This is a genomic window from Serratia sp. NPDC087055, from assembly GCF_044900985.1.
Classification (GTDB): domain Bacteria; phylum Pseudomonadota; class Gammaproteobacteria; order Enterobacterales; family Enterobacteriaceae; genus Serratia.
Window position 1 is genome coordinate 2,403,486 of sequence record NZ_JBJDOG010000001.1, and the last position, 23,829, is coordinate 2,427,314.

The window sequence follows — 23,829 nt, forward strand, 5'->3', positions numbered from 1 at the left end:
GACAAGCATCCAGGGAAATAAAAGCGTCTAGCTCAGACGGCGTATCGGTTCATCGGCGAGAAACGCCACAATGTCCTCGAGCGCTTCGCGGAAATAGGTTTGATAGTTGCTGTCAGCCACATAGCCCAAATGCGGCGTCGCCAACACATTGGGCAATTGGCGGAAAATGTCATCGGCCGGCAAAGGTTCAACCTCAAATACGTCCAGCCCGGCACCGGCAATCTGCCCATGCTGTAACGCATCAATCAACGCGGTTCTATCGACAATCGCTGCGCGTGACGTATTGATCAGATACGCGGTTTTTTTCATTGCCTTCAGCTCTTGTTGACCAACCAGCCCACGGCTGCGATCGCTCAGCACCAGGTGAATGGACACAAAGTCGCTCTGTTCAAACAATGCCTGTTTTGATTCCGCCAGCGTAACGCCAACCTCATTGGCCTTGTCCGCCGTCAGGTTTTGGCTCCAGGCCTGCACTTTCATACCAAAAGCGTGCGCCACCACGGCCATTTGACGACCAATCTTGCCCAGCCCCAGCAGACCCAGCGTTTTACCCTGCAGCGTCACACCCAGCGATTGCTGCCAAGGCCCGTTGTGCCGCAGACCGTCATTTTCCGGCACCAGATGTTTAGCCAACCCAAGCAATAATGCCCAGCTCAGCTCCATCGGCGCTGCAGAGCCGCTGTCGGTACCGCAGACGACAACCCCGCGCTGTGCTGCTGCGGCCAGATCAATCGAGGCATTGCGCATACCTGAGGTAATTAATAGCTGCAATTTGGGCAGGCGAGCCAGCAATGTCGCCGTCATCGGCGTACGCTCACGCATGATCACCAGAATGTCGCAGTCCTGCAGATGCACTGCCAGTTCCGCTTCATCGGTAAAATGTTGGTTGATTGCGAACACCTCAACCCGGTCAGCGATGGCGGACCAGTCCGCCATGTTGAGCGCGACCTGCTGATAATCGTCAAGAATGGCACATTTTAGTTTCATTTTAGGCTCCAGGGATCAAACACAGTCAGTCGGCACGCACGTCAACCAATACCGGGCAATCGGCATTTTCAATCACCAAGGCGCTATGCGACCCTTTCAACAGTCGTCTAAAGGGGGAAAGATGGCGGCGACCCATAATTATCATCGTCGCGTTCAGCGCATTAGCCTGGGCAACAATGGTTTCTGCCGGTTCACCGGCGACGACACGCCCACGCGCATTGACGCCCGCGCCTTGCAGCTCGTTCAGCGCCTGGCGTACCACAGTGGCAGCGGCCTGTTGTTCATCCAGTGCGCAACCAAAATCCGCCGGATCTTCACCCGCTTCAATGTCATACGGACCGGCAATGGAATAGCTAAGGTCTACGCAGCACAACACCACGACCGCCGCCTGTTGAGCCAATGCCTGTTCAGCAGCCAGTGAAATGACTTTGCGCGCATTGGCGGAGTTATCAACCGCGACCAACAGTGTTTTCATTACCTTCTCCGGTTAATCTCGCGACGCGACCTTGCCAATCTCGTCGATCAGCGCGTCTTTACACTTAAGGATTTCCTCGCGGAAGCGAGCTTCATTCTTGGCCAAACGCGTGCTGGGTACTAACAAACTGATGGAGAAGCGCCCCAGAATGGTGTCGATAGCCACCGCCATGGTGGAGACACCTTCCAGCGTTTCTTCCCGATCGTAGGACAGGCCGGTGCGGCGTATTTCGGTCAGGCGTTCCAGCAATGCCGGGAAATCACGCACCGTCATATCGGTCACCGCCATATAGGCCTCCCCCAGCAACTCCCGGGCCGCATCATCGCTGTTCAGCGCTAACAGCGCGCGTCCGCCGGAGGTGCTGTACAGCGGCAGATTCATACCGATGCGCGGTACCACCCGCAGCTCGCGATCCGCAACAATGTAGTGCACCACCGCCAGCTGTAGGCCACTGGCGCGTCCCAGCGAAACCGTCTCGCCAGTCGCATCACTCAATGCCTGCAGCCAGGGCGTCGCAATCGCGACCATTTCGGTGTGCACACTGGCAATCAGCCGCAGCAACGACGGCCCCAGACGCACGCCACCAGCACCGCCTCGCACCAGCTGCACAGAATCAAGCGCGTTGACAATACGTTGTACGGTAGAACGCGGCAGATCGACCGCCAGCGCAATTTCGCCCAGGCTCATGCCATTTGGCTTTGCGCCCAGCGCATCGAGAATTTTCGCTGCACGGGTAATGACTTGAATTCCGCCGGTTCTTTCGTCATCGCAGCATGTAGAGGGTTCAGACATAGGGGTTCTTTTCCTTACTTTTGGCCACACTGTAACATTTTTTTCTGGCCGTCGGCACGATGTACCACATTGCAATACAACGCATCACAATGTAGCATGTGTCACAATGTATCGCCATACAATACAGTGCATCGTAAGTTTCGTTTCTGGAGTCATACTATGAACGCTCAGCCTGCGCCCCCCGCCGCTGCGCCGCATCCTTTCACTCTGCGTTTGGCATTAGGGCTGGTGGGCGTGCTGATTGCCGCCTTGACCTCTGGATTGAATGACAGGACAAGCGATCTGGCGCTGGCAGATATCCGTACGGCTATCGGTATAGGTTTCGATCAAGGCAGTTGGATCACCTCGGTTTATCAGGCGGCGGAAGTCTCGGCCATGATGATCGCCCCTTGGTTTGCCGTGACCTTCTCGCTGCGCCGCTTTGCTCTGGTGGTGATCGGCGGTTTTGCCGCCGTCGGCGTAATCCAGCCGTTAATCACAGACCCAGGGCTGTTTATTGCGTTGCGCGTCGTGCAAGGTCTGTTTGGCGGCGCATTGCCCCCCTTGCTGATGACAGTGGCGCTGCGTTTTCTGCCCCCCACCATCAAGCTTTACGGGCTGGCCGCCTATGCGCTCACTGCCACCTTTGGCCCCAATGTCGCCGCGCCGCTGGCGGCGCTATGGACCGACAATCTGGGCTGGCAGTTTGTCTTTTGGCAAGCGATCCCGCTGTGTCTGATCGCCTTCTTATTGATAAGTTGGGGGTTGCCGCAGGATCCTTTACGCCTGGAACGTTTTCGTCAAATCGATCTGTTCGGCATGATCACCGGCTGTAGTGGCATCGCGCTATTGATTCTTTCGCTAACCCAGGGAGAACGACTCGACTGGTTCAATTCGCCATTGATCAGCCTGATGTTGCCGGTTTCTATTGCGCTGTTGGTGGTATTTTTGATCAACGAATGGTTCCATCCGTTGCCACTGCTAAAACTGCAACTACTGCAGCGAATAAATCTTTCTTATAGCCTGCTGACGCTGGCTGGCGTGCTGTTGCTGGCGTTGTCAGGCTCGATGCTGCCATCCTTTTACTTTTCGCAGGTGGAAGGCTTTCGCACCGTGCAATTCGCCCCCTTGGCGTTGGCCGTTGGCTTGCCACAATTGGTCATCGCGCCTTTAATCGCCACCCTGTTGAACCTGCGCTGGATAGATGCCCGCTGGGTACTGACCCTCGGTGCTGCGCTAATAGCCTGCTCTTGTCTGCTCGGAATGCAGTTGACAGACGACTGGGCGCGACAAAATTTCTGGCTGATCCAAAGCCTCCAGGCGTTTGGCCAACCGATGATGATTTTACCGGTGTTAATGACGTCTACCAGCGTGATCATGGCCCCAGAAGGCCCCTTTGCCTCGGCAATGTTTAACACCGTGCGCGGTTTTTCCGCCGTGGCGGCAAGCTGCCTGGTAGAAAACGTTATTACCCACCGGGAGAAATTTCACTCTCAGGTGCTGGTTGATCGGTTGGGCAATCACCCGTGGTTGATGACGGCAGAGAACGCCGATCGCGCCAGCGGTGCTATGCCCCTGTTGCCGGATGGATCAGTCAGTTCAGCGGAAAATCTTGGGCATTTTTCGACGCTGCTAAAACATCAGGCGGTGATCCTCAGCATCAGTGACGCCTATCTGCTGATTATTGGTTTCGCCCTGCTGCTGGTGCTGTTGACCGCCTGGTTGCCGAAGCGGGTCTATCCACCGCAAACGCTTTTACCTTTAGTTCCAAAAACATCAGGATCATAACCATGAGCTTCACCCCTGCAAAACGAACCTTAACTTTGGCGTTGCTGCTGTTAGTCCTGCTGGCTATCGCTTTCTTTATTCGTGCCTCTCTCAATCGTCATCATTTTCGTACCGATGACGCGGTAGTCAGTGCTGATTACACGCTGGTGGCCCCCAAAATTTCCGGTTATATCCGCAGCGTGAATGTCGGTGATAATCAGCAGGTGAAAGCCGGTGAAGTGCTGGCAACCATCGACGACCAGGATTACCGCGTTGCGCTGGAAACGGCACAGGCCAATCTGCAAATTAGCCAGGCCAAACTCACCAGCATTCAAGCACAGCTGGATCAACAACAGGCCAATATTGCTCAGCAAGAAGCCAGCGTCAGCGCGAGCCAGGCTACGCTTAACTATGCCGGACAAAATGCCGATCGCTATCGCCGGTTGTTAAAAACCGGTACTGCCACCGCGGATGAACAGCAAAAATCCGCTTCCGTGATGCAAACCGCCGCAGCGCAGTTGAAACAGAACCAGGCCGCCGTGGTGTCTGCACGCAAGGAGGTTGGCGTGTTGCAGGCCAGCCGGAAACAGGCAGAAGCGAACATTGCCGCTTCACAGGCCAGCGTTGATCAGGCACGTCTGAACCTTTCCTATACGCGGATTGTTGCCCCAATTGGCGGCACTGTCGGCCAGCGCGCGGTACGTCAGGGTGCCTGGGTCTCCGCAGGAACACGCTTGCTGGCGGTGGTACCGCTGCAACAAAGCTATGTGGTCGCCAACTTTCTGGAAACCCAGCTGGCCAACGTCTCTGCCGGCCAGCCGGTGTCGATCAGCGTAGATGCGCTGCCTGGGGTGACATTACGGGGCCACGTAGACAGCATTGCGCCCGCAACAGGCTCCACGTTTGCCGCCATCAGCGCCGATAACGCCACCGGCAACTACACCAAAGTGGTGCAACGCCTGCCGGTGAAAATTCTGCTGGAGCCCAATCAGCCGGCGTTGGCGCGGCTGCGCGTCGGTATGTCGGTCGTACCGGAACTTGAGATGCGCTGATATTGGGCATCATCCTGATTTTTTGATAAAAAAAAGCCACCGTAAACGGTGGCTTTTTATTCGCTGACAGCAGCGCAATTTACTCCGCTGGGCGGCTGCGCGGACGGCGCGAAGGCGCACCTGAACGCGGCTTGCCATCACCCTGCGGGCGGGCGCTGCCACCACCGCGATTTTCACGCTGGCCGCCATTGCCGCTGCGCTGGCCACCGCCGTTACCGGAACGCTGACCACCGCCGTTGCCGCGTGGAGCACCACGTCCGCCACCCTGACGGCCATTGATGATAGGCTCCGCCTTGATGCTTGGATCCGGCTCGTAGCCTGGCAGGGCAATACGCGGAATTTCACGCTTCAGCAGACGTTCGATATCACGCAGCAGTTTGTGCTCATCCACACACACCAGCGAGATAGCCTCACCGGTACGTTCTGCACGGCCGGTACGGCCAATGCGGTGTACATAGTCTTCCGGTACGTTCGGCAGCTCGTAGTTCACCACGTGTGGCAGTTGGTCGATGTCCAACCCGCGCGCCGCGATGTCTGTCGCCACCAACACACGAATTTTGCCATCTTTAAAATCGGCCAATGCACGGGTACGGGCGCCCTGGCTTTTGTTGCCGTGGATGGCTGCAGCAGTGATGCCGTCTTTGTTCAGCTGTTCGGCCAGGTGGTTAGCGCCGTGCTTGGTGCGGTTGAACACCAACACTTGCTTCCAGTCACCTTCACCGATCATCTGGGACAGCAGTTCCCGCTTACGCTTCTTATCAACGAAGTGCACGCTCTGTTCGATTTGCTCGGACGCGGTATTACGACGCGCCACTTCAACCGATGCCGGGTTATGCAGCAGCTTGTTAGCCAATGCTTTAATGTCGTCGGAGAAGGTCGCAGAGAACAGCAGGTTCTGACGCTTGGCAGGCAGCTTGGCCAACACGCGACGGATATCATGGATAAAGCCCATATCCAGCATGCGGTCCGCTTCGTCCAGCACCAGAATTTCAACTTTGGACAGGTCAACCGCACGTTGGTGTTCCAGATCCAGCAGACGGCCTGGTGTTGCCACCAAAACATCAACACCGCCACGCAGTTTCATCATCTGCGGGTTGATGCTCACGCCGCCAAATACCACCAGCGAACGCAGACGCAGATATTTGCTGTAGGATTCGACGTTTTCGCCGATCTGCGCCGCCAATTCACGGGTTGGCGTCAGGATCAGTGCACGTACAGGACGGCGACCTTTGACCGCATGATCATGCTTACTCAGCAGCTGTAGCAGCGGCAGGGTAAAGCCAGCGGTTTTACCGGTACCGGTCTGGGCGCTGGCCATCAGGTCACGACCTTCCAATACGACAGGAATCGCCTGGCGTTGAATTGGCGTAGGTTCGCGATAGCCCTGTTCTTCAACAGCGCGCAGAATTTCAGCACTTAAGCCGAGGGTTTCAAATGACATAAAGAGAAAAACTCCAGATCCCCCCTAACCTAACAGTGTTCGGTGCAGTTTCCTGGGAGGATTATCAGACGGGACATTAAGCATGACCACGAGGGATTGGCACAAACTGCAGTGCACCAAGCGGGCGATTGTAGCAGAAGTCGAACAAGAAAACGTAATTTAAGTGACTCAGAGCACAATATGCCGAGAATTCAGCCTAGTCCGAAAAAAAGCCCTTAAATAAATCACGGTTACTGATTGCATTTCGTGCAATCTGGCATAAAGTTAATCATATGATTGATTAACTTTAGCGAGCGTCATCAATGCCAAACAATCAAACGGCCAGCCGGGCTCGCGGTGAACAGGCACGCCAGCAGCTGATCGCCGCCGCCATCGAGATGTTCGGTGAATACGGCATTCAGGGTGCCACCACCCGCGATATTGCGCAGCGCGCCGGGCACAATATCGCGGCCATCACCTACTACTTCAATTCCAAAGAGGGCCTTTACCTGGCCGTCGCACAGTGGATTGCCGACTTTATCCAGCAGGCATTTCGCCCCCTGGCCGACGAGATTGATCGCTTCTGGCAGTTGCCAGAGGCCGAACGCCCGCGGGAATACTACCTCGAGCACCTTAAACGCGGCCTGCTGGCATTCAGCGACCTGATGACGCAACCGCAGACGCTCAACCTCAGCAAGATTATGTCGCGTGAGCAGCTTTCCCCCACTGACGCCTATCCTCTGATTCACCAACAAGTGGTCGCCCCCTTGCATGACAAGCTTTGCCGACTGCTGGCGGCCTACACAGGCATCGACCCGCATTCGACCAAAATCGTGCTGCATACCCACGCACTGATCGGCGAAGTGTTGTCGTTCCGCGTGGCGAGGGAAACCGTACGCCGGCAGGCTGGCTGGCAGCAAATTGGCACCGCCGAGGCGGATCAAATCAGCGAAGTGTTGGCTGAACACATTGAAATTCTGGTTAATGGGCTGCGCCAACGCTATGGCGCGTAAATTCAGGCAGGGAGTGTTATGAATAAGAAACGCAGTGCCCTCATTGTTGCAGTTATTGTACTTATCGCCGCGGCCATTTACGGGGTTTGGTATTACCAACAGCAGCAAGAAAAACCACTGACGCTGTACGGCAACGTAGATATCCGCACAGTGAATTTGGGGTTCCGTGTTGATGGGCGGCTGGCGTCGCTGACGGTCGATGAAGGCGATACCCTCCAGCCTGGGCAATTGCTTGGCAAACTGGACGATGCCCCATACCTCAATGCATTGCAGCAGGCGCAGGCTAACGTGGGTAGCGCCAAAGCCAAACTGGCACTGCTGCTGGCCGGTTATCGCGCCGAGGAAATTGCGCAGGTACGCTCAGAAGTGGCTCAACGTCTGTCGGCCTTTAACTACGCCGATAGTTTCCTGAAGCGGCAACAAGGGTTGTGGGCAAAAAACGCCACCTCAGCCGACGCGCTGGAAGATGCCCGTACCTCACGCAATCAAGCCCTGGCCAACCTGCAAGCGTCGAAAGACAAGCTATCGCAATACCTGAGCGGTAACCGCCCACAGGAGATTGAAGAAGCCAAAGCTAACCTTGCGCAAAGCGAAGCCGCGCTGGCTCAGGCGCAGCTGAATTTACAAGATACCCGTCTGGTTTCCCCGTCAGCGGGCACGGTGCTGACCCGTGCGGTCGAACCGGGCAGCATGCTCGCCGCCGGTGGCACGGTATTTACCCTGTCGCTGACGCGCCCTGTGTGGGTGCGCGCCTATGTCAACGAAGTCAGTCTGGGCAAAGCAGCACCCGGCACCGAACTGGAAATTTATACTGACAGCCGGCCAAACAAGCCGTATCACGGCAAAATCGGCTTTGTGTCACCCACCGCTGAATTCACGCCGAAAAGCGTGGAAACGCCGGACCTGCGCACCGATTTGGTATACCGGCTACGCGTTATTGTCACTGACGCCGATGACGCATTGCGCCAGGGAATGCCAGTCACCGTTCGCTTTGCCAAACCTTAAGGGGGGGTGATGGAACAGGTGATTGAACTTGAAGCGCTGGAAAAACGTTTCCCGACATTGGAAAAGCCGGCGGTCGCCAGCCTCACCACCCGACTGACCAGCGGTGCCGTCACCGGGCTGGTTGGCCCAGACGGCGCGGGTAAAACCACCCTGCTGCGTATGCTGGCAGGGCTACTGAAACCCAGTAGCGGCACACTGCGTGTCGCCGGGCTGGATCCGATCGCCCAGGATCGCCAGCTGCACGCCATCCTCGGTTACATGCCACAGAAATTTGGCCTGTATGAGGATCTGACCGTTATGGAAAACCTGACGCTTTACGCCGATCTGCGCGGTGTGACCGGTGATCTGCGTAAACAGACGTTTGATCGGCTGCTGACATTCACCGATCTCACCCGCTTCACTACCCGGTTGGCGGGCAAACTGTCCGGCGGCATGAAGCAGAAGCTCGGGCTGGCCTGTACGCTGGTCGGGCAGCCGCAGGTGCTGCTGCTGGATGAGCCTGGCGTCGGGGTCGATCCGATCTCACGGCGCGAACTGTGGCGCATGGTGCACGAACTGGCCAACGACGGCATGTTGATCCTGTGGAGCACCTCTTATTTGGACGAAGCTGAACAGTGCCGCGAAGTTTTGCTGCTCAATGAGGGCGAGCTGCTCTTTAGTGGCGCTCCCCAGGATCTTACCCAGCGCATGGCTGGGCGCACCGTGCTGATCGCGCCGCCCGCCGGTAATCACCGGGCCGTGCTGCAACGGGCGATCTGTCTGCCTGCAGTCACTGACGGTGTGATCCAGGGTAAATACCTGCGATTGATCCTCAAAGAAGGTGAAGATCATCGGCAATTGCTACAGGCGCTGGATCTGCCGGACGCCGAATTGAGCGAGGCGGATCCTCGGTTTGAAGATGCGTTTATCGATTTGCTCGGCGGTGGACCGAACAGTAAATCAGCGCTGGCGGAGATCATGCCTACCGTCGAAGGCGAAAAAACTGAAACCGTGATCGAAGCGCAGGGGCTGACAAAGAAATTTGGCGACTTCGCTGCCACCGATCACGTGGACTTCACAGTGCAACGCGGTGAGATTTTTGGCCTGCTGGGCCCGAACGGTGCCGGTAAATCCACCACGTTTAAAATGATGTGCGGGTTATTGGTGCCAACCGAAGGCAAAGCACTGGTGCTGGGTATGGATCTCAAAACCAGTTCCGGCAAGGCTCGCCAGCATTTGGGGTATATGGCGCAGAAATTCTCGCTGTACGGTAACCTGACCGTGGCGCAAAACCTGAAGTTTTTCTCCGGGGTTTACGGCCTGAGCGGCAAGGCACAGCGCGAAAAAATCGGCGAGATGTCCAACGCCTTCAATTTTGGCCCCATCCTCGACCAAACACCGGATTCGCTGCCGCTTGGCTTCAAACAGCGGTTAGCGCTGGCCTGCGCACTTATGCACGAGCCGGATATTCTGTTTCTCGATGAACCGACCTCCGGCGTCGATCCGCTGACCCGCCGTGAATTTTGGCTGCACATTAATGGCATGGTGGACAAAGGCGTGACCGTGATGGTCACCACCCACTTTATGGACGAAGCGGAATACTGCGACCGCATTGGGCTGGTGTACCGCGGCAAGATCATTGCCGCAGGCACTCCGGACGATCTCAAACACCAGATCGCCAGCGCCGAGAATCCCAATCCGTCGATGGAGCAGGCGTTTATCGAACTGGTGCAAGGTTATGATCAGGAGGAGCAGCCATGAGTCGCAAAATGGCCACCCGTGACGACAGCGGTTTTTCCTGGCGACGCCTGCGCGCACTGTGCCTGAAAGAGACGCGGCAAATCCTGCGCGATCCGAGCAGCGGGCTGATCGCCTTTGTCATTCCACTGATGCTGCTGTTTATCTTCGGTTACGGCATCAATCTGGACTCCAGCAAGCTGCGGCTGGGGATCCTGATGGAACAACAAAGCGAAGATGCACGCGATCTGGCGAATGCCTTTGCCGGCTCACCCTATATCGAACCGACCATTAGCGATAATCGCCAACAGTTAATCCAACTGATGCAGGCGGGCCGTATCCGCGGGCTGGTCGTGATCCCCAATGATTTTGCTCAACGCATGGCACGGCCACAGGATAGCGCACCGATTCAAATTATTACCGACGGTAGCGAGCCAAACACCGCCAACTTTGTTCAAGGTTATACCCAGGGAGTGTGGCAAATCTGGCAGCAACAACGCGCCACCGATCGCGGGCGTGAGGAAAAGCCGTTAATTGATGTTCAGATGCGTTATTGGTTCAACCCGGCGGCGATCAGCCGGCATTACATTATCCCCGGCGCCATCACCATTATCATGACGGTGATCGGCGCTATCCTTACCTCACTGGTGATCGCCCGTGAATGGGAACGTGGCACCATGGAGGCTCTGCTCTCCACTCAGGTCACGCGTGCCGAACTGCTGTTGTCCAAACTGGTGCCTTATTACTTCCTCGGCATGATCGCCATGGTGTTGTGCATGGGGGTGTCGGTATGGGTACTTGGCGTCCCCTACCGCGGCTCGCTGCTGATTTTATTCGTCATCAGTAGCCTGTTCCTTGCCAGTACGCTCGGTATGGGGCTGCTGATTTCGACCATCACCCGTAACCAGTTCAACGCAGCAATGGTGGCGCTGAATGCTGCCTTTCTGCCGTCGATCATGCTGTCTGGATTTATCTTCCAGATAGACAGCATGCCGGCCATCGTACGGGCCGTAACCTACATCATTCCGGCGCGTTACTTCGTCAGCACGCTACAAACGCTGTTTCTGGCGGGCAACGTCGGCACAGTGCTGATGGTTAACCTGTTGTTCCTGATCGCTTCGGCGGTGGTATTTATTGGCCTGACCGCCTGGAAAACCCAGCGACGGCTGGATTAAGGAGCTAGATGATGTTTCACCGTCTTTGGACGTTAATCATCAAGGAAATGCAGACGTTACTGCGCGATCCGCAAACGCGTACCATTTTGATTATGCCAGTGATCTTGCAGGTCCTGCTGTTCCCGTTCGCCGCTACGCTGGAGGTGACCAATGCCACCATCGCGGTTTATAGCGAAGACAGCGGCCATGCCTCCGTCGAACTGACCCAGCGTTTTGCCAAAGCAAAAGCTTTCTCCCATGTGCTGCTGTTGCGTAGCCCACAGGAGATCCAAGCCACCATCGACAATCAAAAAGCCCTGCTGCTGATCCGCTTCCCAGCGCAATTCTCGCGTGATATCGCCACTGGCAATACCGCCCCGCTGCAGCTGTTGTTGGATGGGCGCAACTCCAACAGTGCGCAGATCGCTGCCAACTATGTGCAGCAAATTGTGCAGGACTATCAAAATGAGCTGATCGGTGGGCGCGCCAAGCCTAACAACAGCGAGTTGGTAATACGCAATTGGTATAACCCGAACCTGGACTATAAATGGTTTGTGGTGCCGTCATTGATTGCCATGATCACCACCATCGGCGTGCTGATTGTCACCTCACTGTCAGTAGCACGTGAGCGCGAACAGGGTACGCTGGAACAGCTGTTGGTGTCGCCGTTAACCACCTGGCAGATATTTATCGGCAAAGCGGTCCCCGCGCTGATCGTCGCGACCTTTCAGGCCAGCATCGTGTTGTTGATTGGTATCTTTATCTATCAGATTCCGTTCGCCGGTTCCCTGCTGCTGTTCTACGGCACGATGCTGGTTTACGGGCTGTCGTTGGTGGGGTTCGGCTTGCTGATTTCGTCGCTGTGCGCCACTCAGCAACAGGCGTTTATCGGTGTATTCGTGTTTATGATGCCGGCTATCCTGCTTTCCGGTTATGTCTCGCCAGTGGAAAACATGCCGGTATGGCTGCAAAACCTCACCTGGCTCAACCCGATCCGCCACTTTACCGACATCACCAAACAGATTTACCTGAAGGACGCCAGTTTCAGCATCATCTGGCACAGCCTGTGGCCGCTGTTGGTGATCACTGCCACTACCGGCAGCGCCGCCTACGCCATGTTCCGCCGCAAAATTGCATAAAAAAAGACTCTGCGATAGGGATCGCAGAGTCTTACTATTCACTATAAATTCTATGGATTTCAAGCTGCAGTTTGAAAGAAGACGGATTTAGCGGCGGTTGCCGAAAATACGTAGCAACATCAAGAACAGGTTGATGAAATCAAGGTACAGCGTCAGTGCGCCGACAATGGCGTATTTACGGAAGCTGTCTTTGTCATCCGAGTTCAGCTGCTCGCCCATGGCTTTCAGCTTCTGGGTGTCGTACGCCGTCAGGCCAACAAACACCACCACACCAATGTAGGTAATCGCCCACATCAGCGCCGAGCTTTTCAGCCAGATATTGACCAGTGAAGCCAGCACAATCCCGATCAGCGCCATAAACAGCATGCTGCCGAAACCACTCAAATCACGCTTGGTGGTGTAGCCGTACAGGCTCATTGCACCGAACATACCGGCAGTCACCACAAACGTGCTGGCGATTGAACTGTAGGTATAAGCGATGAAAATGCTGGAAAGCGTCAACCCGGTCAGTGCCGAATAGAGCATAAACAGCGCGGTGGCTACCGTACCGTTCAGGCGGTTGACCATACCGGAAATGACAAACACCAGCCCCAACTGCACGATAATCAGGCCGAAGAAGGTGATCTGGCTGGAGAAGATAAAGTTAAGGATCGCAGGCGTGTTAGCCGCGTACCAGGAAACAAACGCCGTCAACAGCATGCCGCAGGTCATCCAGCCATAAACCTGCGCCATGTAAGCCTGAATGCCGCTGTTGGCACGTTCGACGATTGAACCATTAGAGCGTGGATATCGGTCCATGACGGTTACCTTTTATGTGTGAAACAAGATTTAAATCCCCCGATACCCATCACCTTTCAAGCCCCAGTTTGCCTGGCGGTAACTTGAAATTCATAGGGTATCCCAAGGATCTACCTGCTATAAGCGTACCACAGAAAACCTAACGCGAAAGCAGCAAAGGTATTGATTTGTTTCCGCTGTTTATCGGCTATTTAACCGCTTTATGCCAGCGTTCCACCGCCTGTCGATCGCTGTCACGCGCATCGACCCAGCGGTCACCCTGCCCAACCGCTTCACGCTTCCAGAAGGGGGCGCGAGTTTTCAGGTAATCCATGATGAACTCGGTGGCTTCAAAGGCCATGCTGCGGTGCGCACTGGTCACGCCAACAAACACGATTTCATCGCCAGGAAACAGCTCGCCCACGCGGTGGATGACCGTTGCACGCTGCAACGGCCAGCGGCTACGGGCTTCGTCCAGGATCTCCGCCAACGCTTTTTCGGTCATACCCGGATAATGTTCCAGCGTTAGCGCACTGACGTTATCGCCCAGGTTGTGATTACGCACCTTGCCGGTAAACGTCACGACAGCGCCATCGTCATCGCACTGCGCCAACCATTGGTATTCATCACCCACATTAAATGGCGCTTCACCTACGCGGATACGGGTATTTTCCACCATTAACCTCCGGTTACCGGTGGAAAGAAAGCGACTTCATCACCTGCGCGCAGCGGGTGTTCGGCCGCCACCAGCGACTGATTCACCGCAGTCAGTAGCTTTCCGGACTCCAGTGCCAGCGCCCAGCGATCACCCCGGGAACACAGCGCCTTACGCAGTGCCTCTACCGTAGGGTAGTCCGCCGGCATAGACAAATCGCCGGTGCCGACCAGTTCGCGCACCTGCGCAAAAAACAGAATATTAATCATAGTTCCACCTTAAAATCACCGGACTTACCGCCGCTTTTCGCCAGTAGCCGCACCGGGCCGATCACCATATCTTTCTGTACCGCTTTACACATGTCATAAATGGTCAATGCAGCCACCGAGGCTGCGGTCAGGGCTTCCATTTCAACCCCCGTCTTACCGGTCAGCCGGCAGCAGGTTTCAATCCGTACCCGGCTGTGTTCCGGCTGTGCTTCCAGCTGCACTTCAACTTTGCTCAGCATCAGTGGGTGGCACAGTGGGATCAGTTCCCAGGTGCGTTTTGCCGCCTGAATACCGGCTATGCGCGCCGTGGCGAATACGTCGCCCTTGTGGTGACTGCCGTCGATAATCATCGCCAGAGTTGCGGGTAGCATCTCCACGAAAGCCTCGGCACGCGCCTCGCGCACCGTCTCAGCTTTAGCGGAAACATCGACCATATGGGCTTCGCCCGCGGCGTTAATGTGAGTTAGCTGGGTCATATTTTTATTTCTTCAGATGTGGCAGGAAGTTGCATGGACGGTGGCGTGCGTCCAGTTGCTCTCCAATAATACGTTCCCAGGCCGTACGGCAGGCCCGGGTCGATCCAGGCATGGCGAAAATCACCGTCTGGTTAGCAATCCCAGCCAAGGCACGCGATTGGATGGTGGCGGTGCCAATCTCTTCATAAGACACCATGCGGAACAGCTCGCCGAACCCTTCCACTTCACGATCAAACAGCGGCAGCAGGGCTTCCGGCGTGTTATCGCGGGCCGTAAAACCGGTGCCGCCGGTAATCAGCACTGCCTGTACTTTTTCGTCGGCGATCCACGCGGAAACTTGTGCACGGATTTGATAAATGTCGTCTTTGCTGATGGCGCGATCCACAACCTGGTGCCCCGCTTCAAGCGCGGCTTCCTGCAGGTATTGGCCGGAGGTATCTTCTGCTTCACCACGACTGTCTGAAACGGTCAAAATAGCGATATGTGCCGGAATGAATTCACTGCTGGCATGACTCATTGTTCAATATGCTCCTGTTTAGGATGCCCAATAGATTTCAAGTTGCAGCTCGGCGGCCAGTGCGTCAATCCCCAGGCGCTGACTCAAGTCAGTGACTGGGGTGCACGCTCGCAGCCAACAAGGCTGCGGCTTGAAATATGCCGGGTATCAGCCGCCGATAAACGACAGGTTTTGCGTGATGCCACTGTTGCCCTGGTGCAGGAAGTGGGTTTGCTTTTTGGTTAGCAGCCCGCCCTGAATGCGATCCTTCAATTCCTCAAGCTGGCTGTCATCCGCCAGCAGATCGCGCAAGGTAATGCCCTGTTCACCAAACAGACACAGGTGCAGGTTACCGATGGCGGACACCCGCAGTCGGTTGCAACTGGCACAGAAATCTTTCTCGTACGGCATGATTAAGCCCACCTCGCCCTGATAGTCCGGGTGACTGAACACCTGGGCCGGACCGTCGCTACGGCCGCGTGGCTGGCGCTGCCAACCTTGCTGCTCCAGCTGTAAGCGAATCACATCGCCAGACACGTGGTGTTTGCGGAACAGTTCCCCGCCCTCGCCGGTTTCCATCAGCTCGATAAAACGCAGTTGGATTGGGCGGTCTTTTATCCAGTGCAGGAAGGTACCCAGTTGCTGATGGTTAACATCACGCATCAGCACGGCATTAACCTTGACCTTGTTGAAACCGGCAGTGAAAGCGGCATCGATACCTTCCATCACCTGACGGAATTTATCCTGGCCGGTGATGGCATGAAATTGTCGGGGATCCAGGCTGTCGACGCTGACGTTGATTGCCGTCAGGCCGGCATCACGCCAGCCGGCGACGTCGCGCGCCAGACGGTAGCCATTCGTGGTCACGGCAAGCTGGCGTATAGCCGGGTTTTCACGCACGGCGGCAATGATCTCGGTAAAATCGCGACGCAGCGAGGGCTCGCCGCCGGTCAAGCGCACTTTTTCTGTGCCCAGCTCGGCGAATGCGCGGCTAACACGTCTGATCTCATCCAGTGACAAGAAGGTTTTTGGGCTACCATTAGGACGATAGCCATCCGGCAGGCAGTAGGTGCAACGAAAGTTACACACGTCGGTAATCGACAGGCGCAAGTAATAGAACTTACGCTCATAAGCATCAATGAGTTGCGGCACCATAACACCTTCCAAAGTCGGGAGGTGCGAGCGTTTCCACTCTGCACCCTGGTGGCTAACTTCGCCACGGCCAAAGCGCCATATCATCCGCGAGAACAACGTAGGCCCAGAGGCTAGGAGTTTTGGTTTCAGTTCCTACTGATTGAGTAGCCGGAACGAAACCGTGGTTTTCATCAGAATTCTAGCGCTAAACAAACTGGATAGCCAACGCGCAATTTCGCTATATAATTGTGTATACAGCGATTTTAGGCGGCTCCAAATCTGATAAACCATGATAAACGTCCTTTACGCAGACGAATTGACCGGAATCACGTGAATCACACTCTTTTTCGCGTTTTTGCGCCAAATCCGCTACTTTATGCGGGCAGTTAAGCCCCTTTGTAAGGAAATTTATGCGTAATCGTACCCTGGCCGATCTCGATCGGGTGGTGGCATTAGGCGGTGGCCATGGCCTGGGCCGCGTAATGTCTTCCCTGTCGTCTTTAGGATCCCGTTTAACCGGTATTGTCACCACCACCGATAACGGCGGCTCAACCGGCCGTATCCGACGTTCAGAAGGCGGCATCGCCTGGGGCGACACCCGTAACTGCCTCAATCAGTTGATCACGGAACCGAGCGTGGCTTCCGCCATGTTTGAATATCGTTTCAGCGGCAATGGTGAGCTCTCGGGACACAACCTCGGTAACCTGATGCTGAAGGCATTGGATCACCTCAGCGTTCGCCCACTGGAAGCGATCAATCTGGTGCGAAGCTTACTGAAGGTAGATGCAGCCCTGATCCCGATGTCCGAGCAGCCCGTGGATCTGATGGCGCACGACCACGAAGGCAACCATGTCTACGGTGAAGTGAATGTCGATCAGCTGACCGACATGCCGCAAGAGTTGATGCTGTCACCGCGCGTCAACGCGACGCGCGAAGCGTTGGATGCCATTGCACAGGCCGATGTGATTCTGATCGGGCCAGGTAGCTTCCTGACCAGCCTGATGCCCCTGCTGCTGCTTGATGACCTCACGCAGGCCTTGCGTCGCAGCAGCGCCAATATGATTTATATCGGTAACCTGGGACGGGAACTGAGCGTCGCGGCTGCAGCCTTGACGCTGAAAAATAAGCTGGAGCTGATGGAAGAGAAGATTGGTCGCCAGATGATCGACGCGCTGATTGTCGGCCCCTCGGTGGATGCCAGTGAAGTGCAAGATCGCGTGGTGATCAAACAACCGCTGGAAGCGACCGATATCCCCTACCGCCACGATCGTCAATTGCTGCGCCAGGCGCTGGATCAGGCGTTGATCGAATTAGGCACCCGCGCCTAAGCACTTACTTGCCGCCACGCAACCACGGGTTATCGCTGGCGGCTTTTTCGATCATGTCGATGTAAAGATCTTCCACCTGCTTGCGCGCCCAAGGGGTACGACGCAAAAACTTGAGGCTGGACTTAATGCTGGGATCACTGCTGAAGCAGTTGATGCGAATGCGTTCAGCCAGCCCCGACCAACCGTAGCTCTCCACCAGTTTATTCAGAAGTTGTTCCAGAGTGACGCCGTGCAGCGGGTCTTTGGACTGGTGTTCGGTCATGATCGGTAGCTCGTTGTAGTGAATTGGCCGCACACCATAATCAGCTTTGGCGGGAGCGACAAGGACTTTATGTTTGGCAGCGCCGCGCTCTGCGGCGCCCCAACCGGTCACGAAATAGCGATAAACTGCTCGCGCAGCTGGTGAATCTCGTCGCGCAAGCCCGCCGCCTGTTCGAACTCAAGGTTCTGTGCGTGGGTGTACATCTGCGCTTCCAGCTCGCGGATTTTTTGATCCAGCGCTTTCGGCGTGAGGTTCTGGTATTGCTCGGTATTTTCCGCCACCTTGCCCTTTCCTCGGCCTTTACCGCGATTACCCGGTTTGCCCAGCTGCAGAATATCGGAAATTTTCTTGTTCAGGCCCTGTGGCACAATGCCGTTTTCTTCGTTGAACGCCTGCTGTTTGGCGCGGCGGCGTTCAGTCTCGCCGATCGCCCTGGCCATTGAGTCGGTAATTCTGTCGCCGTAAAGAATCGCCTTGCCGTTCAGGTTACGCGCAGCACGGCCAATGGTCTGGATTAACGAACGTTCAGAACGCAGGAAGCCTTCTTTATCGGCGTCCAAAATCGCCACCAGTGACACCTCAGGCATATCCAACCCCTCACGCAGTAAGTTGATACCCACCAGCACATCAAACTCGCCCAGGCGCAGGTCACGAATGATTTCGACACGTTCTACGGTATCAATGTCCGAATGCAGGTAACGTACGCGTTCACCGTGTTCTTCCAGGTATTCCGTCAGGTCTTCCGCCATGCGTTTGGTCAAGGTGGTGACCAACACGCGTTCGTTGATCGCCACCCGCTTACGGATCTCGGAAAGCAGGTCATCCACCTGCGTCGTCACAGGCCGCACTTCTATCTGAGGATCCAGTAGCCCAGTCGGCCGCACAACCTGATCGATGATGTCATCACCGGATTTCTCCAGCTCATACTTGCCTGGCGTAGCTGACACATAAATCGTCTGCGGAGCCAGTGCTTCAAATTCTTCAAAACGCAGCGGGCGGTTGTCCAGTGCCGAAGGCAGACGGAAACCGTATTCGACCAAGGTTTCCTTACGCGAACGGTCGCCCTTGAACATGGCCCCGATTTGCGGAATGGTGACGTGGGATTCGTCGACCACCAGCAGGCCATCCGCCGGTAAATAATCAAACAGCGTTGGGGGCGGCTCGCCTTCTCCACGCCCTGACAGATAGCGCGAGTAGTTTTCAATGCCGGAGCAATAGCCCAGTTCGTTCATCATCTCCAGATCAAACTGGGTGCGTTGCGTCAAACGTTGTTCTTCCAGCAGTTTATTGTTGGCCAGCAACACCTTTCGCCGCTCGGCCAGATCCACTTTGATCTCTTCCATCGCCTGCAGGATCCGCTCACGCGGCGTCACGTAGTGCGACTTTGGATAAATGGTAAAGCGCTGCACTATCTGCTCGATCTGCCCGGTCAAGGGATCAAACAGCGAAAGCCGTTCAACTTCTTCGTCAAACAGCTCAATGCGCAGCGCCAACTCGTCTGATTCAGCCGGGAAAATATCGATCACCTCGCCACGTACGCGGAAAGTTGCACGCTGGAAGGCCTGATCGTTACGGGTATATTGCAGCTCTGCCAAGCGGCGCAGAATCGAACGCTGATCGATAATCATGCCTTTGGTCAAATGCAGCATCATCTTCAGGTACAGATCCGGATCGCCCAAGCCGTAGATCGCGGACACCGACGCCACCACGATAACGTCACGACGCTCCAGCAACGCTTTAGTCGCAGAAAGGCGCATTTGTTCGATGTGTTCATTCACCGCGGCGTCTTTCTCAATAAACGTGTCGGAACTCGGGACGTAGGCTTCGGGTTGGTAGTAGTCGTAGTAAGAAACAAAATACTCGACCGCATTCTCGGGAAAGAACTCTTTCATCTCGCCGTAAAGCTGTGCCGCCAGCGTTTTGTTGGGTGCCAGCACCATGGTTGGCCGGTTCAGATCGGCGATCACATTGGCGATAGTGAAGGTCTTACCCGAACCGGTAACGCCCAACAGCGTCTGGTGAGCCAGGCCGTCTTCCAGGCCCTCTTCCAGCTTACTGATGGCTTGCGGCTGATCGCCGGCCGGTTTGAAATCAGAATGCAGTTTGAAAATTTTACTCATTGACTCGGCTACCCTGTGGAGATGTGCGCGCTCAGGCGGCCATAGAGCTGATGCTCGATGAATGGCCTCTAATTATGGAAAGCCCCGGCGATTTTCGCCAGTGCCTATGATACTGGATATAAAACCAGCTTCAAGCGATTCGTCTGTTTTGCGTGCGTCAAACCAGGCGGAATGCACCGGCAGGGTTACAGCGGCGTGACATTTTTATTGTCAATAACAGATTTATCCCCAAAATCCGCCACGAATTAACTTATTGATAGCACTGCGGTGAAAAATCATACATAGAGACTTCATCAATACATTGGCCGCTTGATTTTAGTTAATTTATTGATAAATAACTAATTTATAAAAAAGACGAGATTGCGGACAAAGCGAACAGAACCCGCGTCAGCTCTCGCTTCAAACCGCTTTTCTAAATCTAATGCACAAGGTTATCCACAGGAATAGTGGATAACTCTCACCGTCCCGCCAGCGACGGGAGTTGCAGAAAGAACGCTTTTTGCCATTTCTCATTGCCTGAACGGCTTTTTTAGTTATTTTTTCACAGAAATATCGCTTTGTTTATGCCGATTAATGCTAAAAAGCCCCATTGCCAAAAACAGATTTATCTCATTGTTGCCGTCACCTGTTGCATCTTTCCACAACCGCCGAAACAGCTTGCACCATAACCATTCTGCAGAGCACTGGAAGAGTGCAAAAATCGTCCGCGTTAACTTTCCCCCGCTTTTCTCACTTGTTCAACACCCTTGCCTTAGCCCGGCCAGCCGTTAACAAGGCAATAACAATCCCTCATTTTTAACTGATTTTAAAAGTTGGCTCATAGCTTGCATTACCTTTGCATACCCAATGACTACCGGGATAAATATCCACTAATGAACGGGGAAATGATCGGCTATCCGTTCACTCAAAAGGCAGCACGAAATAGCCATCATTTGCATGTAAAAAACAAAAGAACGCTGATAAACGGCTATTAGTCACCATTTTTGGCTCCCTATTGCTGATTTAAGCCTGAACCTAACTACCTCATTAAAGGTAGCCTAACAGCATTTTATTCTGGACATTAAGACACTCGGGAAAGAAACCGCAAACGCGGAAACGGCAACAAGGATTGGAAAAAACAAGGAAGTAGAGAGTTCGATTAACGTTCCTGCGCCGGTCGTCCTGTCGCACTACCCGGTGCGATCGGCACGGCCCGTTAAGGGGACGTTCCGCCAGCGCCCCAAGGGGGCGTACATCCACGAGTGGAATACAGGTCTTTGAGGAGAAATGCCAAATGTTGAGTTTAAGGGCAGTAAATCAGTTCTACGGCCAAAATCACACCCTTTGGGACATCAATCTTGAGCTGCAACGCGGCCAATGTACGGTGCTGATTGGCCGTAACGGCGTGGGAAAAACCACATTGGTCAACTGTATTATGGGTCACTTGCCTGTCGTCAGTGGCAGCATGACCTGGCAATTGGCCGGCGAACCTCCGCAGAATCTATTACAGCAACCGGTTGAAACCCGAGCCGCTCTGGGAATCAGCTATGTACCCCAGGGCCGGCAGATCTTTTCTCAGCTCAGCGTAGAAGAAAATCTGCAGGTAGCACTCATGGCCGGCCGCGATAAGACCCGCCGTATTCCGCCATTGATTTACGCCCTATTCCCCAACCTGCGGGAAATGCGCAGTCGCCGCGCCGGCGACTTAGGCGACGGTGAACAACAACAGCTGGCGATTGGCCGAGCCCTGGTACTGGAACCTGAGTTACTGATACTCGATGAACCCACTCACGGCGTTCAGCCGACGATCGCTGGCGACATCGCTAACGTGATTCGTAAACTTAACCGCGAACTGGGTATGACTATCCTGTTAGTCGAGCACAAACTGCCGTTTGTTCGTCGCGTAGCGGATCGTTTTTGCCTCATGGATCAGGGACGCAGTGTGGCAGATGGCACACTGGAACAGTTGGATGAGGAATTGATCAATGCCTATTTGGCAGTGTGACAGGCGGGGCGTGAAATATTTCGCCCCACTTCTTATTGAAGATCGAGAACGGGTGCTTTGCTAAGGACACCCGCTGTTGTACCAACACTGGCAGAACCATGCAGTCTGGCGACTGCCAAGCCTTCCCTTCATATTCAACGGGTTTTCACACCATTTAAACTTGAATTGAGGGTTAGACCATGGCTGATAATGACGCACAATTTATTCAATATAGCGATCTGGACAATAAGCACTGGACGTTAAAAGAACGCCTCGATGTAGAAGGCATTTACGTCAAGTCACGTGACGAACTGATCAAAGCGCAAACCTTCATTAAAGACACATTAAAAAGACCGGCAATCGTCAAATTCACTGCGCCCTTTGAGGAATGGGTCGCGCCCAAGACCGATATCGACGTAGGCTTCGTTTATATCGACGGTAATGGCGTAAAAATTACCACTAATATTCCAGGTGGTACTGAAAGCGATCACAACTACTTTATGCGTTGCTACGCAACGTCTCTCGCATTGGATAATGGGATCCCCATTCGTCCAGCACCTATCCTGAAAAACTTTACTGTCAAAGGAATAGGAGCAAAACAACCCGAAGTGGAGGGTCAGCCTCCAGTGTATAATTTTATTGATGGGATCATTTTTCAATCACCGGAAAGTTTGCTGGGAAACTTCGCCGTAAGCAGCGTTTATATTTCCGGTTTTTATTACGGCATGTATTTTGGTACCAACGCCTATATTGGACATCACTATGCCTGTGAGATCGTCCGCTGCTTTGAATGCGTACATATGCCACACGCTGACTCTGGGGCTAAAAACTTTGGGGAAGGTATCAATTTCTTTGGCGGTACCCTTGGTAATTCGCAAGGGCTTGCTATCGGCAACCAGAATCCTAACGGTGCATTTCGTTTCTTTGGCACATCAATAGATTACGCCAGTGCCATTGTGAATGTGAAAGCCGGCAGCGTCGAATTGCACGGCTGTCATATCGAGTTCAACAATGAAAACAGCCTAATCACAGATATCCCATTCCGCTGTAGTGCTAACCAGAATGCTTCATTACTCATTCAAGGTGGAGAGATCATCACGCTGAAAGGCTCTTTGCCTCAAGACTATTGTTTCTACGCCGAAACGGGTAGCAGCGGAATCATTGTCGAAAACGTTAAATTCTATGGGGTAAGAACCCTGACCGGTCGTTATTTCGGCGGCACCGGCGACTTCGTGATTAGCAATAGCCGTCTCGACGGCGGCGGCGCGGGTGCCGGTATTCAAACCTTGACCACGGAGAACAATAACAAAATAAAGGACGGCAATTTTTCATTTACCACCAAACCCTTTGGCTGGGAAGTCTCCGGCGGTAATATCAACGATCCTTTCACTTCAGATGCCATTACTCTCGCCATCGAATCAGGGGCAGGCATTAACGGCAGCAATGCACTAAAAGTGACCAAACTGGGCAATACCAATTCCAGGGCGGGCGTGCAGTTGGTTGTTCCCGTTTCGCAATATGAACAACTCGGTGCCTGTTTTACGATGAAAATACTGAATGGCGGCACCAGCAATATCTATAGCTCACTCCAGTATGCCTGCATTCAGGAAACGGAAGGCAACGGCGTATCAATCATCGCCAAATCGGATACCGCCGCCTGGGACGGCACGCTCAGGGTCACTGACTATGCCGAGTTCAAAGAGTATCGTTTTAACAGCAACAGACGAAAAGTGCCGGTTTGGGCAACCCATGTCATCTTGTCTTTCAATTTGTATGCGTTAGCGAAAAACGGGGTGCTTTACCTCGATAATGCTTGCATCACCGCCATGTAAAACAGTAAATCAGGTTAT

At 54.4% G+C, this 23,829-nt stretch carries 22 protein-coding genes and 1 riboswitch; of the genes, 10 read left to right on the forward strand and 12 right to left on the reverse strand.

The window, feature by feature from the left end:
• Positions 1 to 27: 27 nt before the first annotated feature.
• Genes ACI2J2_RS11400 through ACI2J2_RS11410 form a run of 3 tightly spaced genes read right to left on the reverse strand, consistent with a single transcriptional unit; the run spans position 28 to position 2,254 of the window.
• Positions 28 to 987: a D-2-hydroxyacid dehydrogenase family protein gene (locus ACI2J2_RS11400; RefSeq protein ID WP_404760129.1), complete on the reverse strand. Its 960-nt coding sequence runs from the start codon at positions 985 to 987 to the stop codon at positions 28 to 30.
• A 25-nt stretch (positions 988 to 1,012) separates the two neighbouring features.
• Positions 1,013 to 1,462: a universal stress protein gene (locus tag ACI2J2_RS11405; protein WP_209632213.1), complete on the reverse strand. Its 450-nt coding sequence runs from the start codon at positions 1,460 to 1,462 to the stop codon at positions 1,013 to 1,015.
• Between the two features lie 12 nt (positions 1,463 to 1,474).
• Positions 1,475 to 2,254, reverse strand: a complete 780-nt coding sequence (locus tag ACI2J2_RS11410) for an IclR family transcriptional regulator (protein WP_209632212.1) — start codon at positions 2,252 to 2,254, stop codon at positions 1,475 to 1,477.
• Between the two features lie 159 nt (positions 2,255 to 2,413).
• On the opposite strand from ACI2J2_RS11410, the gene ACI2J2_RS11415 reads away from it, so the two are divergent.
• On the forward strand, positions 2,414 to 4,021 hold the full coding sequence (locus tag ACI2J2_RS11415) for an MFS transporter (protein WP_404760130.1): 1,608 nt from the start codon (positions 2,414 to 2,416) through the stop codon (positions 4,019 to 4,021).
• Between the two features lie 2 nt (positions 4,022 to 4,023).
• The gene (locus ACI2J2_RS11420; protein ID WP_404760131.1) at positions 4,024 to 5,052 is read left to right on the forward strand and encodes an HlyD family secretion protein; all 1,029 of its coding nucleotides are present in this window, start codon (positions 4,024 to 4,026) and stop codon (positions 5,050 to 5,052) included.
• Between the two features lie 79 nt (positions 5,053 to 5,131).
• Here ACI2J2_RS11420 and rhlE read toward each other — a convergent pair whose 3' ends face one another.
• Positions 5,132 to 6,493, reverse strand: a complete 1,362-nt coding sequence (rhlE, locus tag ACI2J2_RS11425; protein WP_209632209.1) for an ATP-dependent RNA helicase RhlE — start codon at positions 6,491 to 6,493, stop codon at positions 5,132 to 5,134.
• Between the two features lie 302 nt (positions 6,494 to 6,795).
• Between rhlE and cecR the strand changes: the two genes are divergently transcribed.
• Genes cecR through ACI2J2_RS11450 form a run of 5 tightly spaced genes read left to right on the forward strand, consistent with a single transcriptional unit; the run spans position 6,796 to position 12,499 of the window.
• The gene (gene cecR, locus ACI2J2_RS11430) at positions 6,796 to 7,485 is read left to right on the forward strand and encodes a transcriptional regulator CecR (protein WP_209632208.1); all 690 of its coding nucleotides are present in this window, start codon (positions 6,796 to 6,798) and stop codon (positions 7,483 to 7,485) included.
• Positions 7,486 to 7,503: 18 nt separating this feature from the next.
• The gene (gene hlyD / locus ACI2J2_RS11435) at positions 7,504 to 8,490 is read left to right on the forward strand and encodes a secretion protein HlyD (protein WP_265554248.1); all 987 of its coding nucleotides are present in this window, start codon (positions 7,504 to 7,506) and stop codon (positions 8,488 to 8,490) included.
• Positions 8,491 to 8,499: 9 nt separating this feature from the next.
• Positions 8,500 to 10,230, forward strand: a complete 1,731-nt coding sequence (locus ACI2J2_RS11440) for an ATP-binding cassette domain-containing protein (RefSeq protein ID WP_404760132.1) — start codon at positions 8,500 to 8,502, stop codon at positions 10,228 to 10,230.
• Complete coding sequence (locus tag ACI2J2_RS11445) at positions 10,227 to 11,381, forward strand: ABC transporter permease (protein WP_265554252.1); 1,155 nt, start codon at positions 10,227 to 10,229, stop codon at positions 11,379 to 11,381. Before ACI2J2_RS11440 ends, ACI2J2_RS11445 begins: the two co-directional genes overlap by 4 nt.
• Positions 11,382 to 11,392: 11 nt before the next feature.
• On the forward strand, positions 11,393 to 12,499 hold the full coding sequence (locus ACI2J2_RS11450; protein ID WP_265554867.1) for an ABC transporter permease: 1,107 nt from the start codon (positions 11,393 to 11,395) through the stop codon (positions 12,497 to 12,499).
• An 87-nt stretch (positions 12,500 to 12,586) separates the two neighbouring features.
• Here the strand turns inward: ACI2J2_RS11450 and ACI2J2_RS11455 are convergent, their stop codons facing one another.
• From ACI2J2_RS11455 to moaA, 6 genes are all read right to left on the reverse strand, one after another.
• Entirely contained in the window at positions 12,587 to 13,297 is a 711-nt protein-coding gene (locus tag ACI2J2_RS11455) for a Bax inhibitor-1/YccA family protein (protein ID WP_209632203.1), read from the reverse strand.
• Positions 13,298 to 13,484: 187 nt separating this feature from the next.
• Positions 13,485 to 13,952: a molybdopterin synthase catalytic subunit MoaE gene (gene moaE / locus ACI2J2_RS11460; RefSeq protein ID WP_404760294.1), complete on the reverse strand. Its 468-nt coding sequence runs from the start codon at positions 13,950 to 13,952 to the stop codon at positions 13,485 to 13,487.
• A gap of 2 nt (positions 13,953 to 13,954) precedes the next feature.
• A complete protein-coding gene (moaD, locus tag ACI2J2_RS11465; protein WP_209632202.1) occupies positions 13,955 to 14,200 on the reverse strand; it encodes a molybdopterin synthase sulfur carrier subunit in 246 nt (81 codons plus the stop codon).
• On the reverse strand, positions 14,197 to 14,676 hold the full coding sequence (moaC, locus tag ACI2J2_RS11470; RefSeq protein WP_122077649.1) for a cyclic pyranopterin monophosphate synthase MoaC: 480 nt from the start codon (positions 14,674 to 14,676) through the stop codon (positions 14,197 to 14,199). The genes moaD and moaC overlap by 4 nt, the downstream gene beginning before the upstream one ends.
• Before the next feature lie 4 nt (positions 14,677 to 14,680).
• On the reverse strand, positions 14,681 to 15,193 hold the full coding sequence (moaB, locus tag ACI2J2_RS11475) for a molybdenum cofactor biosynthesis protein B (RefSeq protein WP_209632201.1): 513 nt from the start codon (positions 15,191 to 15,193) through the stop codon (positions 14,681 to 14,683).
• Positions 15,194 to 15,340: 147 nt separating this feature from the next.
• Positions 15,341 to 16,327, reverse strand: coding sequence for a GTP 3',8-cyclase MoaA (gene moaA / locus ACI2J2_RS11480; RefSeq protein ID WP_404760133.1), 987 nt, complete (start codon positions 16,325 to 16,327; stop codon positions 15,341 to 15,343).
• Positions 16,314 to 16,456, reverse strand: a riboswitch (molybdenum cofactor riboswitch). (Overlaps the previous gene by 14 nt.)
• A gap of 260 nt (positions 16,457 to 16,716) precedes the next feature.
• Between moaA and yvcK the strand changes: the two genes are divergently transcribed.
• Complete coding sequence (gene yvcK, locus ACI2J2_RS11485; protein WP_209632199.1) at positions 16,717 to 17,634, forward strand: uridine diphosphate-N-acetylglucosamine-binding protein YvcK; 918 nt, start codon at positions 16,717 to 16,719, stop codon at positions 17,632 to 17,634.
• Between the two features lie 4 nt (positions 17,635 to 17,638).
• On the opposite strand, the gene ACI2J2_RS11490 is transcribed toward yvcK, so the two are convergent.
• A complete protein-coding gene (locus ACI2J2_RS11490) occupies positions 17,639 to 17,896 on the reverse strand; it encodes a VF530 family DNA-binding protein (protein WP_209632198.1) in 258 nt (85 codons plus the stop codon).
• Between the two features lie 107 nt (positions 17,897 to 18,003).
• The gene (uvrB, locus tag ACI2J2_RS11495) at positions 18,004 to 20,016 is read right to left on the reverse strand and encodes an excinuclease ABC subunit UvrB (protein WP_404760134.1); all 2,013 of its coding nucleotides are present in this window, start codon (positions 20,014 to 20,016) and stop codon (positions 18,004 to 18,006) included.
• Between the two features lie 1,273 nt (positions 20,017 to 21,289).
• Here uvrB and ACI2J2_RS11500 point away from each other — a divergent pair.
• Entirely contained in the window at positions 21,290 to 22,000 is a 711-nt protein-coding gene (locus ACI2J2_RS11500) for an ATP-binding cassette domain-containing protein (RefSeq protein ID WP_209632196.1), read from the forward strand.
• A gap of 179 nt (positions 22,001 to 22,179) precedes the next feature.
• Entirely contained in the window at positions 22,180 to 23,811 is a 1,632-nt protein-coding gene (locus ACI2J2_RS11505; protein WP_209632195.1) for a hypothetical protein, read from the forward strand.
• Positions 23,812 to 23,829 lie beyond the last annotated feature (18 nt).

What these genes read in the sequence shown, in the direction of transcription:
- ACI2J2_RS11505 (WP_209632195.1), top strand. Translation starts at nt 22,180, where the DNA reads ATGGCTGATAATGACGCACAATTTATTCAATATAGCGATCTGGACAAT.
- ACI2J2_RS11420 (WP_404760131.1), top strand. Translation starts at nt 4,024, where the DNA reads ATGAGCTTCACCCCTGCAAAACGAACCTTAACTTTGGCGTTGCTGCTG.
- ACI2J2_RS11440 (WP_404760132.1), top strand. Translation starts at nt 8,500, where the DNA reads ATGGAACAGGTGATTGAACTTGAAGCGCTGGAAAAACGTTTCCCGACA.
- yvcK (WP_209632199.1), top strand. Translation starts at nt 16,717, where the DNA reads ATGCGTAATCGTACCCTGGCCGATCTCGATCGGGTGGTGGCATTAGGC.
- ACI2J2_RS11450 (WP_265554867.1), top strand. Translation starts at nt 11,393, where the DNA reads ATGTTTCACCGTCTTTGGACGTTAATCATCAAGGAAATGCAGACGTTA.
- ACI2J2_RS11500 (WP_209632196.1), top strand. Translation starts at nt 21,290, where the DNA reads ATGTTGAGTTTAAGGGCAGTAAATCAGTTCTACGGCCAAAATCACACC.
- ACI2J2_RS11455 (WP_209632203.1), bottom strand. Translation starts at nt 13,297, where the DNA reads ATGGACCGATATCCACGCTCTAATGGTTCAATCGTCGAACGTGCCAAC.
- ACI2J2_RS11490 (WP_209632198.1), bottom strand. Translation starts at nt 17,896, where the DNA reads ATGACCGAACACCAGTCCAAAGACCCGCTGCACGGCGTCACTCTGGAA.
- moaC (WP_122077649.1), bottom strand. Translation starts at nt 14,676, where the DNA reads ATGACCCAGCTAACTCACATTAACGCCGCGGGCGAAGCCCATATGGTC.
- moaD (WP_209632202.1), bottom strand. Translation starts at nt 14,200, where the DNA reads ATGATTAATATTCTGTTTTTTGCGCAGGTGCGCGAACTGGTCGGCACC.
- ACI2J2_RS11415 (WP_404760130.1), top strand. Translation starts at nt 2,414, where the DNA reads ATGAACGCTCAGCCTGCGCCCCCCGCCGCTGCGCCGCATCCTTTCACT.
- uvrB (WP_404760134.1), bottom strand. Translation starts at nt 20,016, where the DNA reads ATGAGTAAAATTTTCAAACTGCATTCTGATTTCAAACCGGCCGGCGAT.
- hlyD (WP_265554248.1), top strand. Translation starts at nt 7,504, where the DNA reads ATGAATAAGAAACGCAGTGCCCTCATTGTTGCAGTTATTGTACTTATC.
- cecR (WP_209632208.1), top strand. Translation starts at nt 6,796, where the DNA reads ATGCCAAACAATCAAACGGCCAGCCGGGCTCGCGGTGAACAGGCACGC.
- ACI2J2_RS11445 (WP_265554252.1), top strand. Translation starts at nt 10,227, where the DNA reads ATGAGTCGCAAAATGGCCACCCGTGACGACAGCGGTTTTTCCTGGCGA.
- ACI2J2_RS11405 (WP_209632213.1), bottom strand. Translation starts at nt 1,462, where the DNA reads ATGAAAACACTGTTGGTCGCGGTTGATAACTCCGCCAATGCGCGCAAA.
- ACI2J2_RS11410 (WP_209632212.1), bottom strand. Translation starts at nt 2,254, where the DNA reads ATGTCTGAACCCTCTACATGCTGCGATGACGAAAGAACCGGCGGAATT.
- rhlE (WP_209632209.1), bottom strand. Translation starts at nt 6,493, where the DNA reads ATGTCATTTGAAACCCTCGGCTTAAGTGCTGAAATTCTGCGCGCTGTT.
- moaA (WP_404760133.1), bottom strand. Translation starts at nt 16,327, where the DNA reads ATGGTGCCGCAACTCATTGATGCTTATGAGCGTAAGTTCTATTACTTG.
- moaB (WP_209632201.1), bottom strand. Translation starts at nt 15,193, where the DNA reads ATGAGTCATGCCAGCAGTGAATTCATTCCGGCACATATCGCTATTTTG.
- ACI2J2_RS11400 (WP_404760129.1), bottom strand. Translation starts at nt 987, where the DNA reads ATGAAACTAAAATGTGCCATTCTTGACGATTATCAGCAGGTCGCGCTC.